Source organism: Candidatus Binatota bacterium, from assembly GCA_012960245.1.
Classification (GTDB): domain Bacteria; phylum Desulfobacterota; class Binatia; order UBA1149; family UBA1149; genus UBA1149.
In genome coordinates, this window is the sequence record DUBO01000052.1 from 21214 (window position 1) to 41758 (window position 20545).

General features: G+C 64.1%; 25 protein-coding genes. 12 read left to right on the top strand and 13 right to left on the bottom strand.

All coding sequences use genetic code 11. From position 1 onward, the window contains the following. Positions 1–2: 2 nt before the first annotated feature. Together EYQ35_10505 and EYQ35_10510 are read right to left on the bottom strand one after the other, a co-directional pair. Positions 3–1301, bottom strand: a complete 1299-nt coding sequence (locus EYQ35_10505) for a class A beta-lactamase-related serine hydrolase (GenBank protein ID HIF64565.1) — start codon at positions 1299–1301, stop codon at positions 3–5. Then, positions 1220–2143: an LD-carboxypeptidase gene (locus tag EYQ35_10510; protein HIF64566.1), complete on the bottom strand. Its 924-nt coding sequence runs from the start codon at positions 2141–2143 to the stop codon at positions 1220–1222. Before EYQ35_10510 ends, EYQ35_10505 begins: the two co-directional genes overlap by 82 nt. Before the next feature lie 129 nt (positions 2144–2272). Here EYQ35_10510 and EYQ35_10515 point away from each other — a divergent pair, with 129 nt between their 5' ends. The 10 genes from EYQ35_10515 (at position 2273) to EYQ35_10560 (ending at position 8062) form a co-directional block, all read left to right on the top strand. Beyond that, complete coding sequence (locus EYQ35_10515; GenBank protein HIF64567.1) at positions 2273–2551, top strand: hypothetical protein; 279 nt, start codon at positions 2273–2275, stop codon at positions 2549–2551. Next, positions 2548–2829, top strand: coding sequence for a DUF507 family protein (locus EYQ35_10520; GenBank protein ID HIF64568.1), 282 nt, complete (start codon positions 2548–2550; stop codon positions 2827–2829). The genes EYQ35_10515 and EYQ35_10520 overlap by 4 nt, the downstream gene beginning before the upstream one ends. 229 nt (positions 2830–3058) lie before the next feature. Next, positions 3059–3349 (top strand): co-chaperone GroES, encoded by a 291-nt coding sequence (locus EYQ35_10525; GenBank protein ID HIF64569.1) that lies wholly within the window; start codon positions 3059–3061, stop codon positions 3347–3349. A gap of 104 nt (positions 3350–3453) precedes the next feature. Next, positions 3454–5115 (top strand): chaperonin GroEL, encoded by a 1662-nt coding sequence (gene groL / locus EYQ35_10530; GenBank protein HIF64570.1) that lies wholly within the window; start codon positions 3454–3456, stop codon positions 5113–5115. A gap of 187 nt (positions 5116–5302) precedes the next feature. Continuing rightward, positions 5303–5563, top strand: coding sequence for a 30S ribosomal protein S16 (rpsP, locus tag EYQ35_10535; GenBank protein HIF64571.1), 261 nt, complete (start codon positions 5303–5305; stop codon positions 5561–5563). Next, positions 5476–5814: a KH domain-containing protein gene (locus EYQ35_10540; protein HIF64572.1), complete on the top strand. Its 339-nt coding sequence runs from the start codon at positions 5476–5478 to the stop codon at positions 5812–5814. The genes rpsP and EYQ35_10540 overlap by 88 nt, the downstream gene beginning before the upstream one ends. Before the next feature lie 27 nt (positions 5815–5841). Further along, a complete protein-coding gene (rimM, locus tag EYQ35_10545) occupies positions 5842–6390 on the top strand; it encodes a 16S rRNA processing protein RimM (protein ID HIF64573.1) in 549 nt (182 codons plus the stop codon). Next, complete coding sequence (gene trmD, locus EYQ35_10550) at positions 6387–7121, top strand: tRNA (guanosine(37)-N1)-methyltransferase TrmD (protein ID HIF64574.1); 735 nt, start codon at positions 6387–6389, stop codon at positions 7119–7121. The genes rimM and trmD overlap by 4 nt, the downstream gene beginning before the upstream one ends. Continuing rightward, a complete protein-coding gene (locus EYQ35_10555; protein HIF64575.1) occupies positions 7013–7684 on the top strand; it encodes an RNA methyltransferase in 672 nt (223 codons plus the stop codon). Before trmD ends, EYQ35_10555 begins: the two co-directional genes overlap by 109 nt. A 33-nt stretch (positions 7685–7717) precedes the next feature. Continuing rightward, positions 7718–8062 (top strand): 50S ribosomal protein L19, encoded by a 345-nt coding sequence (locus EYQ35_10560; protein HIF64576.1) that lies wholly within the window; start codon positions 7718–7720, stop codon positions 8060–8062. Positions 8063–8084: 22 nt separating this feature from the next. Here EYQ35_10560 and EYQ35_10565 read toward each other — a convergent pair whose 3' ends face one another. Genes EYQ35_10565 through EYQ35_10595 form a run of 7 tightly spaced genes read right to left on the bottom strand, consistent with a single transcriptional unit; the run spans position 8085 to position 16082 of the window. Next, positions 8085–9056 carry an ATP-binding cassette domain-containing protein gene (locus tag EYQ35_10565; protein ID HIF64577.1) on the bottom strand — a complete coding sequence of 324 codons (972 nt, stop codon included), beginning with the start codon at positions 9054–9056 and terminating at the stop codon, positions 8085–8087. Then, a complete protein-coding gene (locus EYQ35_10570; protein ID HIF64578.1) occupies positions 9049–10047 on the bottom strand; it encodes an ABC transporter ATP-binding protein in 999 nt (332 codons plus the stop codon). Before EYQ35_10570 ends, EYQ35_10565 begins: the two co-directional genes overlap by 8 nt. After that, entirely contained in the window at positions 10044–10874 is an 831-nt protein-coding gene (locus EYQ35_10575; GenBank protein HIF64579.1) for an ABC transporter permease, read from the bottom strand. Before EYQ35_10575 ends, EYQ35_10570 begins: the two co-directional genes overlap by 4 nt. Next, the gene (locus EYQ35_10580; GenBank protein HIF64580.1) at positions 10871–11845 is read right to left on the bottom strand and encodes an ABC transporter permease; all 975 of its coding nucleotides are present in this window, start codon (positions 11843–11845) and stop codon (positions 10871–10873) included. Before EYQ35_10580 ends, EYQ35_10575 begins: the two co-directional genes overlap by 4 nt. Positions 11846–11851: 6 nt before the next feature. Continuing rightward, positions 11852–13543, bottom strand: a complete 1692-nt coding sequence (locus tag EYQ35_10585; GenBank protein HIF64581.1) for a peptide-binding protein — start codon at positions 13541–13543, stop codon at positions 11852–11854. Next, positions 13543–14334 carry a DUF4292 domain-containing protein gene (locus EYQ35_10590; GenBank protein ID HIF64582.1) on the bottom strand — a complete coding sequence of 264 codons (792 nt, stop codon included), beginning with the start codon at positions 14332–14334 and terminating at the stop codon, positions 13543–13545. The genes EYQ35_10585 and EYQ35_10590 overlap by 1 nt, the downstream gene beginning before the upstream one ends. Beyond that, positions 14334–16082, bottom strand: coding sequence for a tetratricopeptide repeat protein (locus EYQ35_10595; GenBank protein HIF64583.1), 1749 nt, complete (start codon positions 16080–16082; stop codon positions 14334–14336). The genes EYQ35_10590 and EYQ35_10595 overlap by 1 nt, the downstream gene beginning before the upstream one ends. A 137-nt stretch (positions 16083–16219) precedes the next feature. Between EYQ35_10595 and EYQ35_10600 the strand changes: the two genes are divergently transcribed. Continuing rightward, positions 16220–17011 carry a hypothetical protein gene (locus EYQ35_10600; GenBank protein HIF64584.1) on the top strand — a complete coding sequence of 264 codons (792 nt, stop codon included), beginning with the start codon at positions 16220–16222 and terminating at the stop codon, positions 17009–17011. 3 nt (positions 17012–17014) lie between these two features. Here EYQ35_10600 and EYQ35_10605 read toward each other — a convergent pair whose 3' ends face one another. From EYQ35_10605 to EYQ35_10615, 3 genes are read right to left on the bottom strand one after another with little or no spacing between them, the layout of a single operon-like run. Further along, positions 17015–17467: a molybdenum cofactor biosynthesis protein MoaE gene (locus EYQ35_10605; protein ID HIF64585.1), complete on the bottom strand. Its 453-nt coding sequence runs from the start codon at positions 17465–17467 to the stop codon at positions 17015–17017. Beyond that, positions 17464–17760, bottom strand: coding sequence for a molybdopterin converting factor subunit 1 (moaD, locus tag EYQ35_10610; protein ID HIF64586.1), 297 nt, complete (start codon positions 17758–17760; stop codon positions 17464–17466). The genes EYQ35_10605 and moaD overlap by 4 nt, the downstream gene beginning before the upstream one ends. Before the next feature lie 11 nt (positions 17761–17771). Next, the gene (locus tag EYQ35_10615) at positions 17772–18293 is read right to left on the bottom strand and encodes a MogA/MoaB family molybdenum cofactor biosynthesis protein (protein ID HIF64587.1); all 522 of its coding nucleotides are present in this window, start codon (positions 18291–18293) and stop codon (positions 17772–17774) included. A 128-nt stretch (positions 18294–18421) separates the two neighbouring features. Between EYQ35_10615 and miaB the strand changes: the two genes are divergently transcribed. Beyond that, complete coding sequence (miaB, locus tag EYQ35_10620; protein HIF64588.1) at positions 18422–19771, top strand: tRNA (N6-isopentenyl adenosine(37)-C2)-methylthiotransferase MiaB; 1350 nt, start codon at positions 18422–18424, stop codon at positions 19769–19771. Here the strand turns inward: miaB and EYQ35_10625 are convergent. Then, complete coding sequence (locus tag EYQ35_10625) at positions 19768–20517, bottom strand: alpha/beta hydrolase (protein ID HIF64589.1); 750 nt, start codon at positions 20515–20517, stop codon at positions 19768–19770. The two genes, miaB and EYQ35_10625, sit on opposite strands and share 4 nt — an antisense overlap. Positions 20518–20545 lie beyond the last annotated feature (28 nt).

Sequence of the window (20545 nt, forward strand, 5' to 3'; positions counted from 1 at the left end):
GTTCAGTCTGCACGCTTGCGTGACCGCTGTCGAGACAGCGAATCAACGCACTCGAACACTGCGTTGTGCACGGCCGGCCTGAGCGCGGCGATGCCGCGGTTGCCAGTGTGCGGATGAACGCGGTTGCTGAGCAGCACCACGTGCACCCCCCGGTCGCGGTCTATCCACAGCGAGCTGCCGGTGTAGCCCAGGTGCCCCAGCGCGCGCGCGCCGACCAAGCTGCCGGCCGTCGAGGCGCCTGGCGTGGGCGTGTCCCAGCCCGGCAGCCAGGTCGAGCCAGGCACCGACGGTTCGGCGTCGAGCAGGTGGCACAGCAGCCGGCCGTCGAGCAGCGTCGACTTGCCAGCCAGCGCGGCCTCGTGCTCAGCGGCCAGCAGGTGAATGTCCCGGGCCGAGGCAAACAAGCCCGCGTGCCCGGCCACCCCGCCCATAAGCCAGGCGTTCTCGTCCTGCACCTGTCCCTGCACCAGCCGCTGCCGCCACCCGCAGATTCCGCAGGGAGCTAACTCGGCGTCGTCCTGACCCCGGACGCCTGAGCCCGGACGACGAAAACCAGCGCCCGTACCAATCGGTTGCAGCAGCCTCGATGTGATGAACTCGTCGAGGCCCTCGCCGGTGATCTGCTCTACGATGTCACCCAGCAGTATGAAACCGAGATCGCTGTAGCGCGACTCGCTGCCGGGTTCGTACACCAGCGGCTGGCGGGCGACCTCGGCCACCAGGCGCCTGCGACGACGCTTGTCGAAGGTGAACGGCTGTGACCCGGCCGCCGCAAAATCCGGGGCCTTGAAGTACGGCACCCAGTCGGGCAAGCCCGAACTGTGGGTGAGCAGCTGGCCGACGGTGGCCGAAGCACCACCTGCTCCCGCACCGGCAAAGGGCCCCACGCCGCCAAAGCCTGGAAAAAAATCGGCCACCGACTGGCCCAGCAGCAAGCGCCCCTCTGCCATGAGCAACACAAGCGAGGCAAACGTCGCCAGGGGCTTGCTGAGAGAGGCCAAGTCAAAACATGTAACGGGTGTAACCACGCTGTCTGCGCCGGGGGTCTCGCCCAGTCCCAGGCGACCCCAGCCGCGCTGGTAAATTACGTCCTCCCCCCGGCCTACAAGCAGCACCACGCCCGGACTCACGCCCCGGCCCATGGCCTCTTCGACCAGCGACTCCAACCCGGCCCATACTTGTCCGCCCTTACTCACCTTGTTTAGCTCGTGGAATCGGCCTAACCCGACCTCGTGGCCGGGGACAGCACCGGCTCGAGCAGCTCGAGGCCTGGCGCGTCGGCGTCGAGCCTCACCCTGCATCCGAAAGGTAGAACCCCGTTGTCGCAGCCGTGCCCCGACTGCAGCCCCCAGGCCACCGGGCAGTCAATGCCAGCCAACGCCTCGAGAACTATGTCCCTGAGAATGTCGGGACCCTGGCCGTCATCGCAATCGGTCATGGGGCCAAGCACCAGGCCGGCTACGCGATCGAGTTTTCCGGCCTGTCGCAGATGGGTCATCATGCGATCGATGCGGTAGGGTTTCTCAGCGACGTCTTCGAGAAACAGTATGCGTGATTCGGTGTCTATTTCAGCGGGAGTCCCCAGGGTAGTGACCAGCACCGAAAGGCAGCCCCCGACCAGCAGGCCCTCCGCCACGCCACCGCGCCAGCACTGCTCGGCCTCGCCGGCAAACCAGCCGTCTTCGCCGAAGAGGAAACGCCTAAACGACTCCCTGGCAGCATCGCCGAGGCGCGGGAGATCGGCCGCAACCATGGGCGCGTGGTAGCAGGCCACGCCGGCTTCCTGCACCACGCGGTTGAGCAACAACGAAAGGTCGCTGAAACCGGTGAGCATTATGGGATTGGCAGCCACCAGCGCCGTGTCAAAACGGTCGAGCAGGCGAGCGCAGCCGAAGCCTCCGCGAACCGCCATCACGGCCCGGTAGTCGCTGTTGGAAAAAGCCTCGGTGAGGGCAGCGGCGCGCCGCTGGTCGGAGTCGGCCATGTAGCGAAGCCGCCCATCGACGTTCAGCGTGACCGGGTCCAGTCCCCAATCACGTAACAGCTGCACACCGGTTGCCAGGCGGCCGGGATCGCATACCCCGGCCGGGGCCACCAGGGCGACCCTGTCGCCTTCTGCCAGGGGGGCTGGTTTGACCATCATCTGTTTACCAGCCTACTGCCCTTGGCAGAGTTTTCAACAGGGCCGACGACAACAATCGCCCAACGATCGTTTATCTCTGGCGGTAACCCCCAGCCCCCGGTATTGTAGCTCCGGGATGAAGGACGCAGCATGAAAGACCGCAGCAAGCAGTCGATAGAGGATGTCGCCATGCAGGCCGCCCGCAAATTGCTCGACGAGGCCTCGCCAGCCATAAATGGCCCCCACGGCGTGGTGGCCAAGGCCGTTTCGGCAGCGATCTCGGCCAACTTTGCCGCCGAAGCCTCCATAGAGCTCGAAGCCGAACGAACCTTTGAAAAGCTGGGCAGCTCGACCTCCGGCATGGACCGCAGCACGCTGCTGCGGGGGCTCAAAGAACGCATCGCCCAGGCCAGGGACTTTGCCCTGTGAGCGGTGCCGGACGGGGAATGTCGGACCAGAGGGTCGAATCTATCGCGACGACCGCCCTAGGGGCCTTGAGAAATACTGCTGGCGTCAGCGTGGCGGACGAAGGCGCGGCGCTGCGCGTGCTGGCCTCGGTCATCATGGCCGCCTGGGCCCACGATCCCGAGCTCGACCGGGCCGTGAGGCAGCGCATCGAGTCACTCAGCCGACAGGTGCCAGAAGGTAGCAGCGAGTGGGACCTGCTCTACCGGCAGTACAGCGAAGAACTAGCCAAGCGACGTTAGGAACCCGGTCCTGAGCAACCGGCCCCGGAGCCAGCCTTCCCCGGTAAAAAAGCGCCCTTGAGGGGCTGGCTGGCGGTTTTTTTGCCAAATATCCTTGACACGCGGCTGCCCGCCATTAATGTTCGCAAGGTTTGGGCAACAAATGGCCCGTCTACTGGGCTACGAAGCGCCCGCGTTACTTTAGTTTTCAGACTCAATACTTGTCAGGCTCAGGAGGCAGACATACATCATGAAGATTCGTCCATTACAGGATCGCGTACTCGTACAGCGAATCGCCGAGGAAGAACTTTCCGCCGGCGGCATAATCATCCCGGATACAGCAAAGGAAAAGCCCCAGGAAGGCAAAGTGGTCGCCGTTGGCGGTGGCCGCGTCAACGATGACGGATCCGTGCGCAAGCCCGGCGTCAAAAAGGGTGACAGCATCCTTTTCGGCAAGTACTCCGGCAACGAGATCGACATAAACGGCATCGAGCACCTGATCATGCGCGAGGACGACATCCTCGGCGTGGTCGAAGGCTGAGCCGCGTATACCAACTGAACGCAACCCCGCGGTGGCCCGTAGTGCTACCAAGGAAAAAGAAAAACCCAGTCGGGTAAAACCCACTCGGAGGAGAGACCAGTAACATGGCCAAAATAGTTAGTTTCAGCCAGGAAGCCCGTGACAAGCTTCTCAAAGGCGTCAATACCCTTGCCGACGCCGTAACAGTAACCCTCGGCCCACGCGGTCGTAACGTGGTTCTCGAAAAGTCCTGGGGCGCTCCCAACGTGACCAAGGACGGCGTATCGGTAGCCAAGGAAATCGAGCTCGAAGACAAGATCGAGAACATGGGTGCCCAGATGGTGAAAGAGGTCGCCTCCAAGACCTCTGACGTTGCCGGTGACGGCACGACCACTGCGACCGTACTCGCCAGGGCGATCTTCACCGAAGGCTCGCGCATGGTGGCGGCAGGTCACGACCCGATGTCCATCAAGCGTGGCATCGACAAGGGAGTGATCGCGATAACGAGCAGCCTCGAGAAAATGTCGAAGGCCACCAAGGACCGCGCTGAGATTGCCCAGGTGGGCACTATTTCGGCCAACTCCGACAGCACCATCGGCGATATCATCGCCGAGGCCATGGACAAGGTCGGCAAGGAAGGCGTCATAACGGTCGAAGAAAACAAGGCCCTCGATACCAACCTCGAGGTCGTGGAGGGCATGCAGTTCGATCGCGGCTACCTCTCGCCTTACTTCGTGACTGACCCCGATCGCATGACCGCCACGCTCGAAGACGCGCTGATCCTCGTGCACGAGAAGAAAATCTCGAACATGAAGGACCTGCTCCCGGTACTCGAAACGATCGCCAAGTCGGGCAAGCCCTTCCTGCTGATCGCCGAGGACATCGAGGGCGAGGCCCTGGCCACGCTGGTGGTGAACAAGATCCGCGGAACCCTGAACTGCGTAGCCGTCAAGGCCCCGGGCTTCGGCGACCGCCGCAAGGAAATGCTCACCGACATAGCCGTGCTCACCGGCGGCAAGGTGATCTCAGAGGACCTCGGGCTCAAGCTTGAGAACGTGGGCCTCACCGATCTCGGCCGTGCCAAGCGCGTAGTGGTGGACAAGGACAACACCACCATCGTTGATGGCTCGGGTAAGAAGGCCGACATACAGGGCCGCATCGGCACCATCCGCAACCAGATCGAAGCCACTACTTCGGACTACGACCGTGAGAAGCTGCAGGAGCGGCTTGCCAAGATCGTGGGCGGAGTCGCGGTGATCAAGGTCGGTGCTGCTACCGAAATCGAGATGAAGGAAAAGAAGGCCCGCGTCGAAGACGCACTGCACGCCACCCGCGCTGCGGTGGAAGAGGGAATCGTTCCCGGCGGTGGCGTGGCCCTGGTACGTGCCGCGAGTGCACTGGCCAAGGTAGAGGCCAGCGACGAAGAAAGCGTCGGCCTCGACCTGCTCAAAAGAGCAGTCGAAGAGCCTACCCGTTGGATCGCCAGGAACGCCGGTGCCGAGCCTTCGATAGTCATCGATCGCATACGCAACGGTAAGGGTGCCCTGGGCTACAACGCGGCCGCCGACAAGTTCGAGGACTTGCTGAAGGCCGGCATCATCGACCCCACCAAGGTCGTCCGTACCGCCCTGCAGAACGCCGCTTCGGTGGCGGGACTGCTTCTCACCACCGAGGCCGCCGTGGCCGATAAGCCCGAAGAGAAGGGCGCCGGTGACGCAGCTGCTGCTGCTGCTGCCGGAATGGGTGGTATGGGCGGAATGGGCGGAGGCATGCCCGGCATGATGTAACCCCCCTGTTTTAAGGGGATAAATCCTTGGCCCCCCGTCGTCTTAACGGTCAGCGGGGGGCCTTTTGTTGACTACTGATCTCAGAAAATAGGCCGCAGCCCTTGAGAAGAGCCGTGAGGTCTAGTATTAACTGAGGGAATCTGACCGCGGGTGACCGTGGCGCACGGGAAACCCAGGAAACATATTAATGGCTGTTACGATTCGATTGACCAGACGCGGGACCAAAAAGCGACCCTTTTACAGAGTCGTGGCTGCAGACAAGCGAGCTCCACGGGACGGGAAGTACCTTGAAGTTCTGGGTACTTATAACCCGTTGTCAGATCCACCGGAGGTCAAACTTGAAGGGGAGAAAATCGAGCAATGGGTGAAGAAGGGAGCGATACCGTCACCGACAGTAGCCAAGCTGATGAAGAAAGCGGGCCTGCAGCGGACGAGCTCGACACTGTAGTAAAACAGGGCGAGGCTCTCAAGGAGCTCCTGGAGTTCCTGGCTGCCAACCTGGTTACCAAGCCGGAAGCCGTAGAGGTGACCCATTCGGTCAACGATGAGTCTTCCGTACTTGAGCTTCGTGTAGACAAGGGGGACCTCGGCCGCGTGATAGGCAAGCAGGGGCGCACAGCCAAGTCGTTGCGCACCATTCTCAACGCGGCCGCCTCGCGCGCAAACTGCCGCGCCGTTCTCGAGATCATCGAGGACTAGGGGCCTGCGGCGCAGGCTCCGGGTCAGATTTCAACCAAACAGCCATTTCCCGGCGAGTTTCTCGCCGGACGGATTCTGCGCGCGCACGGATTAAAAGGCGCGCTGCTGCTCAAGGCCGACGACTACATCATGGACGCCCTGCTGCCCGGCACCCGGGTGATACTGAGACGCGATGGAAACGAGCTGCTGTCGGCTGCCATCGATCAGCTCAAGCGCAGACACGATGACGCCCTGCTCAAGCTGGTCGGAATAGAAGACCGCAGCGCCGCCGAGCCGCTCGCGCGCAGCGATGCCTGGATACCCGAGGGCTGCCTGCCCGACGCGGAAGACGATGCTTACTACGAAAACGACATTCTGGGAGCGACGGTAGAAGACAGCGCCGGCTCGGTGCTGGGCCTGGTTACCGAGGTGATACAGACCGGGGCCAACGACGTATGGAAAGTCGAGGGTCCCGAAGTCACGGCCCTGATCCCCGTCGTAAAAACAGTAGTCACGAGCGTCGACAGCGAGGCCGGCCGGGTGGTGGTAAACCGGGAAGGCCTCGACTTCAGCCGCGGGGGAGGAGACAGCGCATGAGTCGCCCCGGGCCCGAGTTTCACGTCATCAGCCTGTTTCCGGAAATGTTTTCGGCGGCCTCGTTGTGCGGCGTTACCGGCAAGGCCGTCGAACGCGGACTGGTTGGGCTCACCGCGCACCAGCTGCGAGACTTTACCGGCGGCAGCATACACCCGGTCGACGACTCTCCCTACGGCGGTGGGCCAGGCATGCTGATGAAACCTGAACCCGTGTTTGCGGCCGTTGAACAGGTGAGCAGCACCGCGCCGCCGGGGGTGAGCGTGCTGCTCACCCCGCAGGGTCGGCGCTTCGGCCAGGAAGCCGCAGCCAGGCTGGCCGACGAGAAACGCGTGCTCTTGTTCTGTGGGCGCTACGAGGGAGTGGACGAGAGAATCCGCCCGCTGTTCGACGAGGAGTTGTCCATCGGCGACTACGTTCTGAGTGGTGGCGAGCTGGCGGCCCTGGTGATCATCGACGCCGTCACGCGCCTGGTACCCGGCGCGCTGGGCAGCGACGAATCCACGCGCCACGAATCCTTCAGTGACGGCCGCCTCGAATACCCGCAGTACACGCGCCCCGCTGTTTTCAGGGGAGAAGCTGTCCCCAACGTTCTGCTGTCAGGCAACCACGCCGAGATAGAACGCTGGCGACAGGAGCAGTCCGGACGACGAACACGGGCACGCCGTCCCGATCTCCTGGGTGGAGACCGCAGTGGCGACGGTGGCCGTGGCGAAGAGCCCGGGGACGACTGACTGTGTCCGATCTCTACGTGGCCCTGCTGCACCACCCGGTGTACGACCGCAATCACAACGTGGTGACCACTTCGGTTACCAACATCGACGTGCACGACATCGCGCGCAGTTGCCGGACATACCACGCCCACGCGTTTTTCGTCGTCACACCCGTGGATGCCCTGCGCGGGCTGGTGAGAAAAATTTCGCGCCACTGGCTGGATGGTCCTGGCAGCAGCTACAACGACAATCGCCGGCAGGCCATGGAGCTGGTGCGCCTGCAGCGCGACCTTGAGGGCGTGCTCATAGAGATCGAGCGCGAAACCGGTGAGCTGCCTACCCTGGTGGCCACCAGTGCCCGCCCCATGCCCCGCCAAACGGCGTGGAAACAAGCCGCCCGGCAGCTGGCCGACGACAGCCGTCCCTGGCTGCTCCTGCTGGGTACGGGCTGGGGGATGACCGATGAGCTGGTCGAGCGCTGCGAGCTCAGGCTGCCGCCTGTCGACGGCCCCGGCGACTATAATCACCTGTCGGTGCGGGCCGCAGCGGCGGTAATTCTTGACCGGCTACGCGGCACAGGGTAGAAAGGCGGGTTAGAAAGACCGAGGATTGCGCCAATGAACATCATAGACCAGATAGAAGCAGAGCAACTGCGAGAGCTACCGGCGTTTCGCCCGGGCGACACCCTGCGCGTGCACGCGCGCATCGTCGAGGGCGATAAAGAGCGGATCCAGGTGTTCGAAGGCGTCTGCATACGGCGGTCCCGCGGCGGCAGCGGCGCGTCGTTCACCGTGCGTAAGACCTCCTACGGCGTCGGCGTCGAAAGAACCTTTCCACTTCACTCCCCTCGCATCGACAAGGTGGAGATCAAGGCACGCGGCGTCGTCCGCCGCAGTCGCCTGTACTACCTGCGTGACCGCACCGGCAAGGCTGCGCGCATACGTTCACGCGACCAGCGCTAACGCCATTTTCCAGGAGCTGGCGCTATGCCAGCAAGCAGGCCACGCTGCGGTCATCGCCGCGTGGTAGCAGCCGTGGCACTTCCGTCGAGCAACGCGCTTCGGCAACCGGGCAACGCGGATGAAACGGACAGCCGCCTGGCGGGCTGACCGGACTGGGCACGTCACCCTTGAGCACCACCCGCTGCGTACGCGCTTTGGCGTCTACGCGGGGCACCGCGGACAACAACGCAGCCGTGTAAGGATGCAGCGGACGCTCGTAGATATCGCGAGCCGGTGCCGTTTCGACCACGCGCCCGAGATACATCACGGCCACGCGGTGGCTGAAATGCTCCACGACCCTCAGGTCGTGCGAGATAAACACGAAGGTCAAGCCAAACTCCTGCTGCAGCTCGGCCAGCAGGTTGAGTATCTGCGCCTGTATCGAAACATCCAGCGCCGACACCGGTTCGTCGGCCACCACCAGCTCGGGCTTCACGGCCAGCGCTCGCGCGATGCAGATGCGCTGCCGCTGCCCACCACTGAACTCGTGGGGATAGCGATCCCAGGCGTCGGCGCCCAGCCCCACCCTCTCCATCAGCTCCAGCACCTGCGTGCGCAGCTCGGCACCCGAGGCCAGCCCGTGGAACTCCATACCCTCGGCTATGATACGGCCCACCTTCATGCGCGGGTTGAGCGAAGCGTAGGGGTCCTGGAAGACGACCTGCATGCGACGCCTGAAAGGCCGCAGTTGCCCGCGCGACAAGCCGGTGAGTTGCTGGCCATCAAACTCCACGGTACCGGCCGTTGGCTCAAGTAACCTCAACAACAACCGTCCGAGGGTGGTCTTACCGCAGCCCGACTCGCCAACAATACCCAGGGTCTCGCCGCGCCACACGTCGAGGTCGACGCCGTCCACGGCACGCAGTTCGGCACGGCCAGCGCCGAACACACCGCCGCCGGTCTTGAACACCCTCACCAGACCTCGGGCCTTGAGCAACGGTTTGACTTCAGCCATGCCCGCCTCCGTTACTCGCCGGGACCGACGTTTCAAAACACGAGACCTCGTGCGCGCCGCCCTCCAGGCGGGGCTCCTCGCGCTCGCAGCGCTCGGTGGCCAGCAAGCAGCGGGTTCGAAAGTGGCAGCCCGATGGCAGCTCGGTGAGCCTCGGCACCATGCCGGCTATGGGCTGCAGCCGTTCACCGGTGGCCCCCAGCCGCGGCTGCGAAGCAATCAACCCACGCGTGTAAGGGTGCCGCGGACTGCCCAGCACCGAATCGGCCGGACCCTGCTCAACCACGCGACCGGCGTACATGACCAGGACCCTGTCGGCCCTCTCGGCCACAACGCCGAGATCGTGGGTTATCAGCAGCAGTGCCATTCCCAACCTTTGCTGAAGCTCGCTCAGCAGCTCGAGTATCTGCGCCTGTATAGTCACGTCGAGTGCGGTCGTGGGCTCATCGGCAATGAGCAGGCTCGGGTTACAGGAAAGCGCCATGGCGATCATCACCCGCTGCCGCATGCCGCCGCTGAGCTGGTGCGGGTAGTCCCTCGCGCGCGACTCGGCTTCGGGAATCTCGACCAGCTCGAGCATGCGTACGGCTTCGCGCTCGGCCTCGCGCTTGCCCAACCCCCGGTGCAATCGCAGGGCCTCGGCCACCTGGAAGCCTACGTTAAAAACCGGGTTGAGCGAGGTCATGGGCTCCTGGAAGATCATGGCAATTTCGTTACCACGTATGGCGCGCAGCCGGGGTTCGCTCATGTGCAGCAGGTCGGCGCCTTGAAACAGAACGCTGCCACTCTCTATGCGGCCGGGCGGCTCCGGTACCAGGCGCAGGATGGACAGGGCGGTGACGCTCTTACCGCAGCCCGACTCCCCTACAACTCCCAGGGTCTCGCCACGATCAATGCTGAAGCTCACGCCGTCGACGGCCCGCGCCACGCCGTCGGCGGTGTCGAATACCGTCACCAGGTCGCGTAACTCGAGTAATACCGCCACCTGCCTCAGCCCTCCTTGAGCCTCGGGTCGAGGACATCGCGTAGGCCCTCGCCCAGCAGGTTGTACGCGAGCACCGTCAGCAGGATGGCCACGCCAGGACAGACCGACAGCCACCAGGCCACCTCTATGGTGTTCTTGCCCTCGGTGAGGATGTTGCCCCAGCTTGGGTCGGGCGGCTGCACGCCTATGCCCAGGAAGCTGAGCGCGCTTTCGGTGAGGATGGCGCCGGCCACGCCCAGGATGAAGGCCACGAACACCGGCGCCATTGCGTTGGGCAACCCGTGTCTGAGCATGATGCGCAACGACGGCAGGCCCAGGGCCTCGGCCGCCAGCATGAACTCGCGGCTGCGCAGGGCCATGAACTCGGCCCTCACCAGCCGGCACACCCCCATCCACGAGGTAAGCCCGATGACGACCATGATGTTCCAGATGCTGGCGTCGAGAAAAGCGATCACCGCTAGTATGAGAAAAAAGGACGGGAAGCAGAGCATCACGTCCACGAAGCGCATGATGACGGCGTCGATCATGCCGCCGAAGTAACCGGCCGTAGAACCGAGCAGCACGCCGATCAGGCTGGCGATGCCGACGGCCACGAAGCCCACCATCAGCGAAACCCTCGCGCCGTAAATCATGCGACTGAGCACGTCGCGGCCTATGCCGTCGGTGCCCAGCAGGTGCGCGAACGACGGCGCTTCGAGTATCGCCTGGGTATTGACGGCACCGGGGTCGTAGGGCGAAATCACCGGCGCCAGCACCGCCACCGCAAACAGCAAGGCCACCATCACGCCCCCGGCCAGTGTGAGCCGGTTACTCGCTATGCGCGACAAGATGCTCATCTTCGCCTCAACCTCGGGTCAGCAATCGCGTAGGAAACATCGGCCAGCAGGTTGCCCAGCAGCGTGAGCACCGCACCGATGACCAGCACGCCCATAACCACCGTGTAGTCACGACCCATTACGCTGCTGTAAAAAAGCCTGCCCATTCCGGGGATGGCAAAAATGGTTTCAAAAATCACCGAGCCGCCGATGAGGCCCGGCACCGACAGGCCCAGCAGGGTGATGACCGGCAGCATAGCGTTGCGCAGCGCGTGCCGGTAAACCACCACGCGTTCGGAAAGTCCCTTGGCCCGCGCCGTGGTCACATAGTCCTGGCGAAAAACCTCGAGCATGCTCGAACGCATGTAGCGCGACATGCCCGCAAGGCTGGTGATAGCCGCGATCGACACCGGCAACACCAGGTGGCGCGCTCGGTCAAGCACCTTGCCCCACGGCCCCAGCAAGTTGTAGTCCAACGATTGCAGGCCCGACACCGGCAGCCACGCCAGCTCCACGCCAAACAGCATCATGCACAACAGCGCCAGCCAGAAAGTGGGCATGGCAAAACCCAGGAACACGAACACCGTGGCCGCGCGGTCGCTGCGCGAATAAGGATGGGTGGCCGAGTAAACGCCTATAGGAATTGCCGCGGCCATGACCAGGCACAGCGACATCAGGTTGAGCACCAGGGTCACGGGCAGGGCCTCTGCCACCTTGTCGATGACCGGCCGCGGATCGCGCGACAGCGAATTGCCGAAGTCGCCCACCACCACGCGCTTGAGCCACATCGCGTACTGCACGGGCAGCGGTTCGTCGAGCCCCCAGTGCTCGGCCAAGCGGTCACGCAGCTCGGGACTCGCGTCGGGATTCATGTCGGTGAGAAGATCCATCGGCGAACCAGGCGCCACGTGGATAACCATGAAAGAAATGAGCGTGATGCCGAGCAGCAGCGGTACGAGGCCGAGCAGTCGACGGGAGAGGTAGGCGATCACGCCGACTCAGCCCCCCGGACTCAGCGAGTGTTTTTGCAGGGCCGTGGGTACGTACCAGCGTTCGAAGTTATAGGCGATGCCGGCCGGCGCCGGCTCTATGCCGTAAAAGCGACGGTGGACGGCGGGCAGGCTCTCGGCAACGTAGAGAAACGTGTAGGGCTGCTGCTCGACGAGTATTTCCTGGAACCTGTCGTAGGCCTTCTTGCGCTCATGCCTATCGAAGCTGCGGCGCGCGCTGTCGAGCAGGTCGTCGACTTCCTGGTCGGCAAACGACACGAAATTAAACTCCTTCTCGGAGGTCTTCGACGAGTGCCAGATATCGTACTGGTCGGGATCCAGGCCCAGCGACCAACCCAGTACCACCGCGTCGAACGCGCGCTTGTCGACAAAGTCGTTGATGAACGCCGACCACTCTATGACCCGGACCTCGGCCTTGACGCCTATCTCCTTGAAGCGCCGCTGTATGATAGTGGCGGTCTTCAAGCGCAGGTCGTTGCCCTGGTTGGTGAGAATCTTGAACTCGAACTCCTTGCCCTCGCGGTCGAGCACACCGTTATCATCGCTGTCGCTCCAACCGGCCTCGGCCAGAAGTTGCCGCGATCGGGCGGGGTCGAAAGCGAGGTCCTCGATGCTGTCATTGTGCCAGAAAGTGCCGGGCTTGTACGGCACCCGCGCCGGTGCGCCCAGCCCGAGCAGTACCGCGTCAACGATTTCCTGCTTGTTTATCGCGTGGCTCAAAGCCCGCCGCACGCGTTGGTCCTTGAACAGATCGTTGCGAAGGTTGTAGCCAAGATAGGTGTAGCTGTTGGCGAGGTACTTGTAGCGGGCAAAGTTATTCTTGAAGGCGTCGCTTGAGGTCTGGCGGCTGTACTGCAACGGGGTGAGCCCCATCATGTCGAGGCCGCCCGTCTTTAGCTCAAGAAACTGGGTTTGCTGGTCGGGTATGATGCGGTAGACCACGCGCTCCACGTAAGCGCGACCACGGTAGTAGTCGGGGTTGGCCTGCAGCGAAATATCGGTGCCGGCGGTCCAGCTCTCCAGCGTGTACCGGCCCAGCCCAACCGGGTGGCGGGCAAAGTCGGTGGCCGAGTTTATGTCGCGCCCCTCGAGCAGGTGGCGCGGCAAGACCACGAGGTTGTTCCAACTGGCCAGCGCCGGGGCGAAGGGTTTGTCGTAAGTGACCTTGAACGTAAAGTCGTCGATGACCTCAAAGACCGAAACCTGCCGGTAGTCCTCCGCGTAGGCCGTCAGGGTCGTGGGGTCGGTGATGGTCTTGAAACCATACTCTATGTCGCGGGCCGTAAACGGCTCGCCGTCTTGCCAGCGCACGTCCTCGCGCAGGTGAAAGAGAATCTCCAACCCGTCTTCGCTCACCTCCCAGCTGCTCGCGAGCCTGGGCTCGAGCTGGTCCTGGTTGCGGTCGTAAGTGAGCAAGGGGTCGAACACCAGAGATGCCACCGAGTGCGACGAGCTGTCGCCGGCGAGCATGGGAATAAGATTGGAGGCGTCGCCGATGCTGCCCTCGAGTATGGCGCCACCCGTGGCGGGCGAAAGATCGATGTCAGCCGCCGGGCCAGCGTCGTTGCTGCCGGGACCGGACTTGCAGCCCGCCAGGGCCAGCAAAGCCACCGCCAGTATCAGACCCTGGACCCTGTGGCCCGACACTGGCCTCGTCTTGTTTATTTGCAGACGCAACATCAGACCTCCACTACTTTTACCCCCGGGCCGGGCTCAAGCCGAAACAACTCGCCACCCATGTCCAGGTTTCGCCAGATTCTCGAATATACCAGCCGTATCCTACCACCGTCGGAAAGCTCCAACTGCAACTCGTGCGGCAAGCGCGCGCCGTCGGTTTTCTTCCAATCCTTGAACTGCGCGCGCCACGAAACCTGCCCGCTTGAGCCGTAGCGCCGGGCCTCCACGACATCACTCGCCCGCGCGCGCAGCGTGGCCGACCAGCGGTCTGTGCCGTCGGAAGCCGACGAGACCGTGCAGCCGTCGTCCGACGACCAGGCCCTGGCAAGGACATCCCCGGCAGTGGCCGGTGGAAGGCCGCGCAGCAGGTAGATCATGTCGTTAAGCGGCAGGTCGAGATCGGTCATGCTCGCGAGGCTCTCGCGGCCCGCCGTTCCCAGGTAAAGCACTCCTTCACCACGATCCCAGGCGGCGACGCGGCCGCCCTCCACCGTGACCGACCAGGCCGGGCCGAAGGCCGTCATCACGTCAATGCGCAACCGCTCAGCACCGTCCACGCTCACCATCCACGACAGCTTGCGGTTACCCTGCGGCCCGTTGTACTCGAAGCGGGCCTGCCCCCTGAAGGTGGCCACGGACTGCTCGCGATCAACGAACGCCGCCTGCAGGTCGGCCTGGCTTGTGCAGCGGGCGAGTTCCACGGCGCTATTGCCCAGCGTGGAGCACGCGCCGACCGTCAAAGCGACGGCAGCAAACATCACCACGCACGGGATCGCCGGCGGCTGCCTCTCCACTACAGCTCCGGCGGGGTAGCGGACAGCTGTTTCTCCAGGTCGCTGAGCTTGCCCTTCACCCGCTCAATCAGGTCGTGATCCTTGCCGCGGGCCTCGCTGTCGCGGTAAGCCCGCCGGGCTTCGGCCATCCGCCCCACCTTGACGTAAGCGTCGGCGAGGTGCTCACGCACCACCGCGTCGTGGCCTATAAGCTCCATCGCGCGCTCAAGCTCCACCACGGCCGACTCGTAGTCTCCTTTCTGGTAGTAGACCCAACCCAGGCTGTCGAGGATAGCGCCATCGTTGGGGTAGACCACCAACGCGCGGCGTATCAGGTCCTCGGCCTCGTCGAGGTTCTCACCGCGGTCGGCAAAAGTGTATCCGAGGTGGTTGAGCGCCATCCCATTTTCAGGGTTGAGCTCGAGTACCTGCCTGAGCAATTGGTTCGCCTCCTCATCTCGCCCCATTTCATCGTTAACCAGTGCCAGCAGGTAGAGGTAGGAATCGTTTCCGGGGAAGGCGTCCACCAGCATCCGGCCCGCCTTGAGGGCGCGCTGGAAGTCACGCGAGCCCGAGTAGAGCGTGACCAGGAAGCGTAACGCGTCGACATTGTCGCTGTCCACTTTCACCACCGCGTCGAGCACCTCTATGGCGTCGGCAATCCGTTCGGCTGCCACCAGCACATGGGCGAGGTCCATGCTGCCCTGCGCAAAGTGCGCCGAGTCGGTGGGTATGCGCCGCAACTGGCGCTCTGCCTCCCTGGTGTCACCCTCCTGCAGGTAGGTGTTGGCCAGGTAGTAGCGCACCCTGCCATCGTCGGGCCGGGCGGCCAGCGCCAACTCGAACTCTGTACGCGCCCTGTCGTAGTCACCCCGCCGCAGGCTTATCAAGCCTATCTTCACCTGCGTGTCGACGGGGTCGACCTCGCGCGGCATCAGGTCCTCGTACTGCCGCAGGGCTTCGTCCAGTTGTCCCTGGCTTACGTACAACTTGCCGAGCTCCCTGCGCGCGGCCAGCAGGTCAGGGTTGAAGTCGAGCGCACGCTGGTAAGATTCGATGGCTTGCTCGGTCAGTTCCAGGCGCGTGTAGACGTAGCCCATCTCGAGGTAGACCTGGTCGGACACCGGGCCCAGCTCGGTGGCCCTGCGGTACGATACACTCGCGCGCTCGAAGTCGCCCGACAAAGCGTAGGAACGACCGAGATAGGAAATGGCGATGGCCGAGTCGGGATCATAAAAGGTCGCCTTCTCAAGCACGGCAACGGCCTCTTCGTAGTCGCCGGTACGGTTGTAGAGCGCGCCCAGCTGCACGAGCAGTTCCACGTTGTCGGGATGTTCGACCAGCAGCAGCACGTGCTGCTCTATGGCCGCTTCGTAGCGGGCCAATGACACCAGCAGGTCGGCCACCAGGACCTGGTTCTTAAAATCATCGGGGTCGATGTCGGCCAGCAAGCGCGCCTGGGCAAGGGCCATGTCGAGTTGGCCGGAGCGTATGTAGAGGTGCAGCAGGCGCTCGCGAAGCAAGGGTTCGTCGGGGTCCAGCGAAACCGCGAGCTGCATCTCGCGGGTGGCGCGCTGGTTGTCGCCTTCATCGGCTGCCACCAGCGAGACCAGGAAATGCCCGCGTGCCTGGTCGGCAGCGCTCATTTCCATGTCGGCATAGGTCTGGGGCATGTCCGACAGGCCGCGGCCGTTCAGCCGCGCAGCGCCGGGAGCGCAGCCCTGCACAAACGCCGCCACGAGCAGGCAGGCGATGCCCGGGCTGGTCATCTTAGAGGGCAGAACCACGACCCCCCAAGGCTACCACGACCTTTGAGCGTTGAACACAGGTGTCGGGTCAGTGTGCAGGCCCGTCGCGACTTGCCCGCCGGGCACGCACAGGCTAACCGTGGGGAGAGGCACACGCGGTGATCATCAACTGGCTGTTCGTAATTTTTCCTGCCGAGATGCGCAGGGCCTGGAGACTGGTGCGTCGCGATCTCGCGTTGTGGCTGGGGCTGGCCGCCCTGCTGGCCGTGCTCGCCGCCGCCGGCCCGGTCGACGGCAGCGCCGGGGGCCTGTCGGCCCTGCTCACCGTTCCGATCGCCCTGCTGATGATGTTCTTGCCGGTAGTGCTGTTTCACGCCGCCCACCTGGGCGTTACCGTGGGCTGGCGCGAGGTGCTGGCGCTGTTCGCCGAACGCGGGCTGGGCCTGCTGCTCTTCGGTATGCTGGCGGCCCTGCTCTGCGCCGCCGCTGCCACGGTGGCCGTGGCCGGTGCCATGCTGGCCACCCGCGGCAGCCAGCTGATGCCCGCCGTGTCGGCGGCAGTGGGCATAATTGTGTACCTGTCTCTGTTCGTGCGCTTCTGCCTGCTGCCCTTCGTGGTCGTACTGCAGCGGCGCGAAGACCTCGGCGCTTTGCTCAGCGGTGTGCGCCCGGCGCTCAAGCGCATGGTGCCGTGGCTGTGGCCGCTGTTTGCCAGCAGCCAACTCACCGCTGCCTGTCGCTGGCGACTGACGCCCTACGTATTCCTGATCAACCTGGGCCCGGCCGGCGCGCTCGTGGTACCGCCCGAGATGCAGTTGCCCTTCGTGGTGGTCTGGCAAATGGTGATGCTGGTCATGCAGGGCGTACTCTTCGATTACTTTCTCGCGACCAGCGACGCTGCCGGTGTAGCAGCCGACAACAGGCCGCTCGTACCCGCGGAAGAAAGCTGAAGCTCAGTCGCGGTCGTCAGCGTGGTCGTCGTCGCCGTGATCGCAATCGGCCAGCGAACCTATCCACACCTCGCCGCCCTCAAAGGTTTCTTTCTTCCATATCGGCGCCACGTGCTTGAGCTGGTCGATGGCGTAGCGACAGGCCTCGAAGGCCTCGACCCGGTGCGGAGTTGAGACCGCTATTACGACGCTGGCCTCACCTATCTCGACTTTGCCGTTGCGGTGCACCATGGCCACCGCGGATCCCGGCCAGCGAGAGCGTATGTCATCGGCGATGCCCGTTAGCTGCTCGACCGCCATTTCGGCGTAGACTTCGTACTCCAGACTGATAACACGGCGCCCCCGGTTGCTGTCCCTGGTGGTGCCCATGAATGTCACCACGGCGCCCGCGCCCGGTCCCCCGACGGCGGCCTCGACGGCCGCCACGTCGATGATCGTGTCGGTTATTTCTATCATCCTGTTTCCCTGTCGCCGGGTTCCTTGTGGCCAGGCTCCTCGCGGCCACAGCCACCGCTCACCGGCGGAATAATGGCGGCCTCGTCACCGTCAGCCAACTTGTGCCCGTCGTCCACGTACTCGCGGTTGACCGCAACCCTCAAGCTGGCGACGCCGGCCTCGTTGAGCCCGCGCTTGTGCGACAGTTCAGCCAACAGCTCTGCCACCGTGCTGTCGGCGGCCAGCTGGAGCTGCTCGTCGTGCAGGCCGAGGCGCTCGCGCACGATTCCGAAGTACAGCACCCGGATATTTATGGCGCTCATCGTTATTCTGCCGCCGGTCTTACCAGCGCGACCAGGTGCCCCAGCTCGGGCACGAGCAGTTTCTCAGCCGCCAGCCGGCAGGCTGCCGTAGAGCCGGGCAGAGAGAACAACAGCACGTCGCCCGCCACGCCAGCCACGGCGCGCGAAAGCATCGCCGCGGCGCCTATCTCCTCGTAGCTGAGCGAGCGAAAAAGCTCGCCGAAACCGTCGAGCCTCTTGTCGAGTAGCGAGTCCACCACCTCAAAGGTGCCGTCCCGCGGGGCCAGGCCGGTGCCACCGGTGAGGATCACTGCATCCGCGTCGCCCGCCGCCATCAGCCCCTTGAGCAGGGAACACACGAGATCGGGTTCGTCGGCCACGAGCTCGCGGGAGGCCACCCGGTGGCCCGCCTGCTCGAGTCGCGCCTGCAGTTCGTCGCCCGACGAATCGTTTTCGGCCGTGCGCGTGTCTGAAACCGTGACGACCACGCAGGCTACCACGCGCTGCCCGTCCTTTCTGTGCTCGTGAACGCTCAAGCCCCTCATTGTCCACGGTTGCAGCACAAGACCAAGCGTAACCCCGGGGGCGATCGCGCAGCAACGGCGCGAGACATGACGCCTCGCTATACGCCGCCTCGTTTCCCGCGGACCCGGGTGCCCGCTATAAGAAGCAAATGCAGTCGACAGCCGACAAGCAGGACGCCGGTCTCTCGACCGTAGCCGAGGCCTCGCGGCGACGTGGGTTCTACCTGGAAACCTATGGATGCCAGATGAACCTGGCCGACAGCGAGCTGATACAGGGTGTGCTTGAGAAGGCCGGCTACCGGCCGGTGGCCGACCCGCTGGACGCAGGTGTCGTGCTGCTCAACACCTGCGCCATACGCGAGCACGCCGAGCAGCGCGTGGCCCAGCGCGTGCGCGCGCTCATATCGGCCAGCCGCAACTCTCGCGTGCGCATAGGATTGGCGGGCTGCATGGCGCAGCACCACCGCGAAAAACTGCTCGCCGCCATCCCCGGCCTCGACTTCGTGGTGGGCCCGGACGGCTACCGCGGACTGGGCGAACTTCTCAACGCCGAGGGTAGCTTTGCCCAACTCCGGCTTGACCGTGACGAGACCTACGCTGACATAAGCCCCGTGCGTGGCGAGGGCACGCGGGCGTGGCTGACCATCATGCGCGGCTGCAACCGCTTCTGTACCTTCTGCGTGGTGCCATACGTGCGCGGTCGCGAACGCAGCCTGCCCGCCCCGGTGCTGCTCAACGAGCTGCGCAGCATCGCCGAGCAGGGCTACAAGGAAGTCGTACTGCTCGGGCAGACAGTGAACGCCTACGACCACGACGGGGTCGACTTTGCCGCGCTGCTGAGGATGGCCTCGTCGGTAGACGGTATCGAGCGGGTGCGCTTTACCTCGCCTCACCCAGCCGACATGAGCGCGCGCGACATCGAGGCCATGGCCGACTGCGACAAGGTGATGCCGCAACTGCACCTGCCCCTGCAGAGCGGGTCCGACAGCGTGCTCAAGGCCATGGACAGGGGCCACGACATGGAGCAATACATGCGCCTGGTTGAACAGGTGCGCGCGTCAGTGGACGACGTCGCCCTGTCGACCGACATCATCGTGGGATTCCCGGGCGAGAGCGAGAGCGACTTCGAAGCCACCTCGGCGGTGATGGACGAAGTCGGTTTTGACCACGCCTACATGTTCAAGTACTCCCGACGCGAGCGCACGCGGGCCGAGGACATCGAAGAGACCGTGAGCGAAGAAGAAAAGTCCGCGCGGCTGAGCCGGCTGATCGACGAGCAGCAGGAGCGCGCGCGGTCCATAAACGAGCGAATGCTGGGGCAGCTGACGCAGGTGCTGGCCGAGTCACCCGCGAAGAAGCAGGCCGGTTGGCTGGCGGGAAAGAACCCCCAGTACAAGACGGTGGTATTCGACCCGCACGGGGCCGCGGTCGGTGAGCTGGTGAACGTGAAGATAGAAGCGACGGGCCCGCAGACCCTGCGCGGCGAGCGCGTCGTTTAGAGAACTGCCGCTGCGATAAAATCGCCAACGCGCGTGGCAAACCACTGGGGGTCCTCGATGTAGATGCCGTGGCCACGGCCTTCAACGATCTCCAGTTCACTCCCGGCTATCGTGCGGCTGAGTATCACCGACCCGCCGGCACCCAGGAAATCCTTGTCGCCTACGATTATCAGCGTCGGTATCTCGACCGCACGCAGGGCCTCGGTCAACGGCCGGTCGTTGATGCTCGCCATCGCACGCGCCATCTGCCCCAGGCCGGTACCGTCGGGCACGGGGCCAGAGCCCTTCTTCATGCCCATGGCCTTCATCGCCGACTCGCCACCCTCGGTGACCGCCTTTTCTGCCGTAGAGCGGTACCAGGCGGCCGTGCGCTCGTTGCACTCGCTGGCCGTGCCCACCAGCACCAGGCTGTCCACACGCTCGGAAATCTCAACGGCTGACTGCATGGCCACCACGCCGCCGGCCGAGTGGCCCACCAGCGACACAGACGCGAGGTCGAGCGCGTCGAGAAGGCCCGCCAGGTCGGCCACGAGGTCAGAACGGGTACAGGGTGCAGGGTCGGGCGAAGAATCGCCGTGCGACCTCATGTCGAAACGAACGGTACGAAAGCGCTGGCTGAGAAGCCCGGCCTGCTCGGCCCACACCGAGCCCGAGGCAGCCAGGCCGTGGACAAAGACCACTGCCGGAGCATCGGCGGGTCCTTCGATTTCGCAGGAGATCTGCCTGCCGTTGGCCGTTACGAGCATCTGTTCAGACTGCCAACAGCCCGGCGCG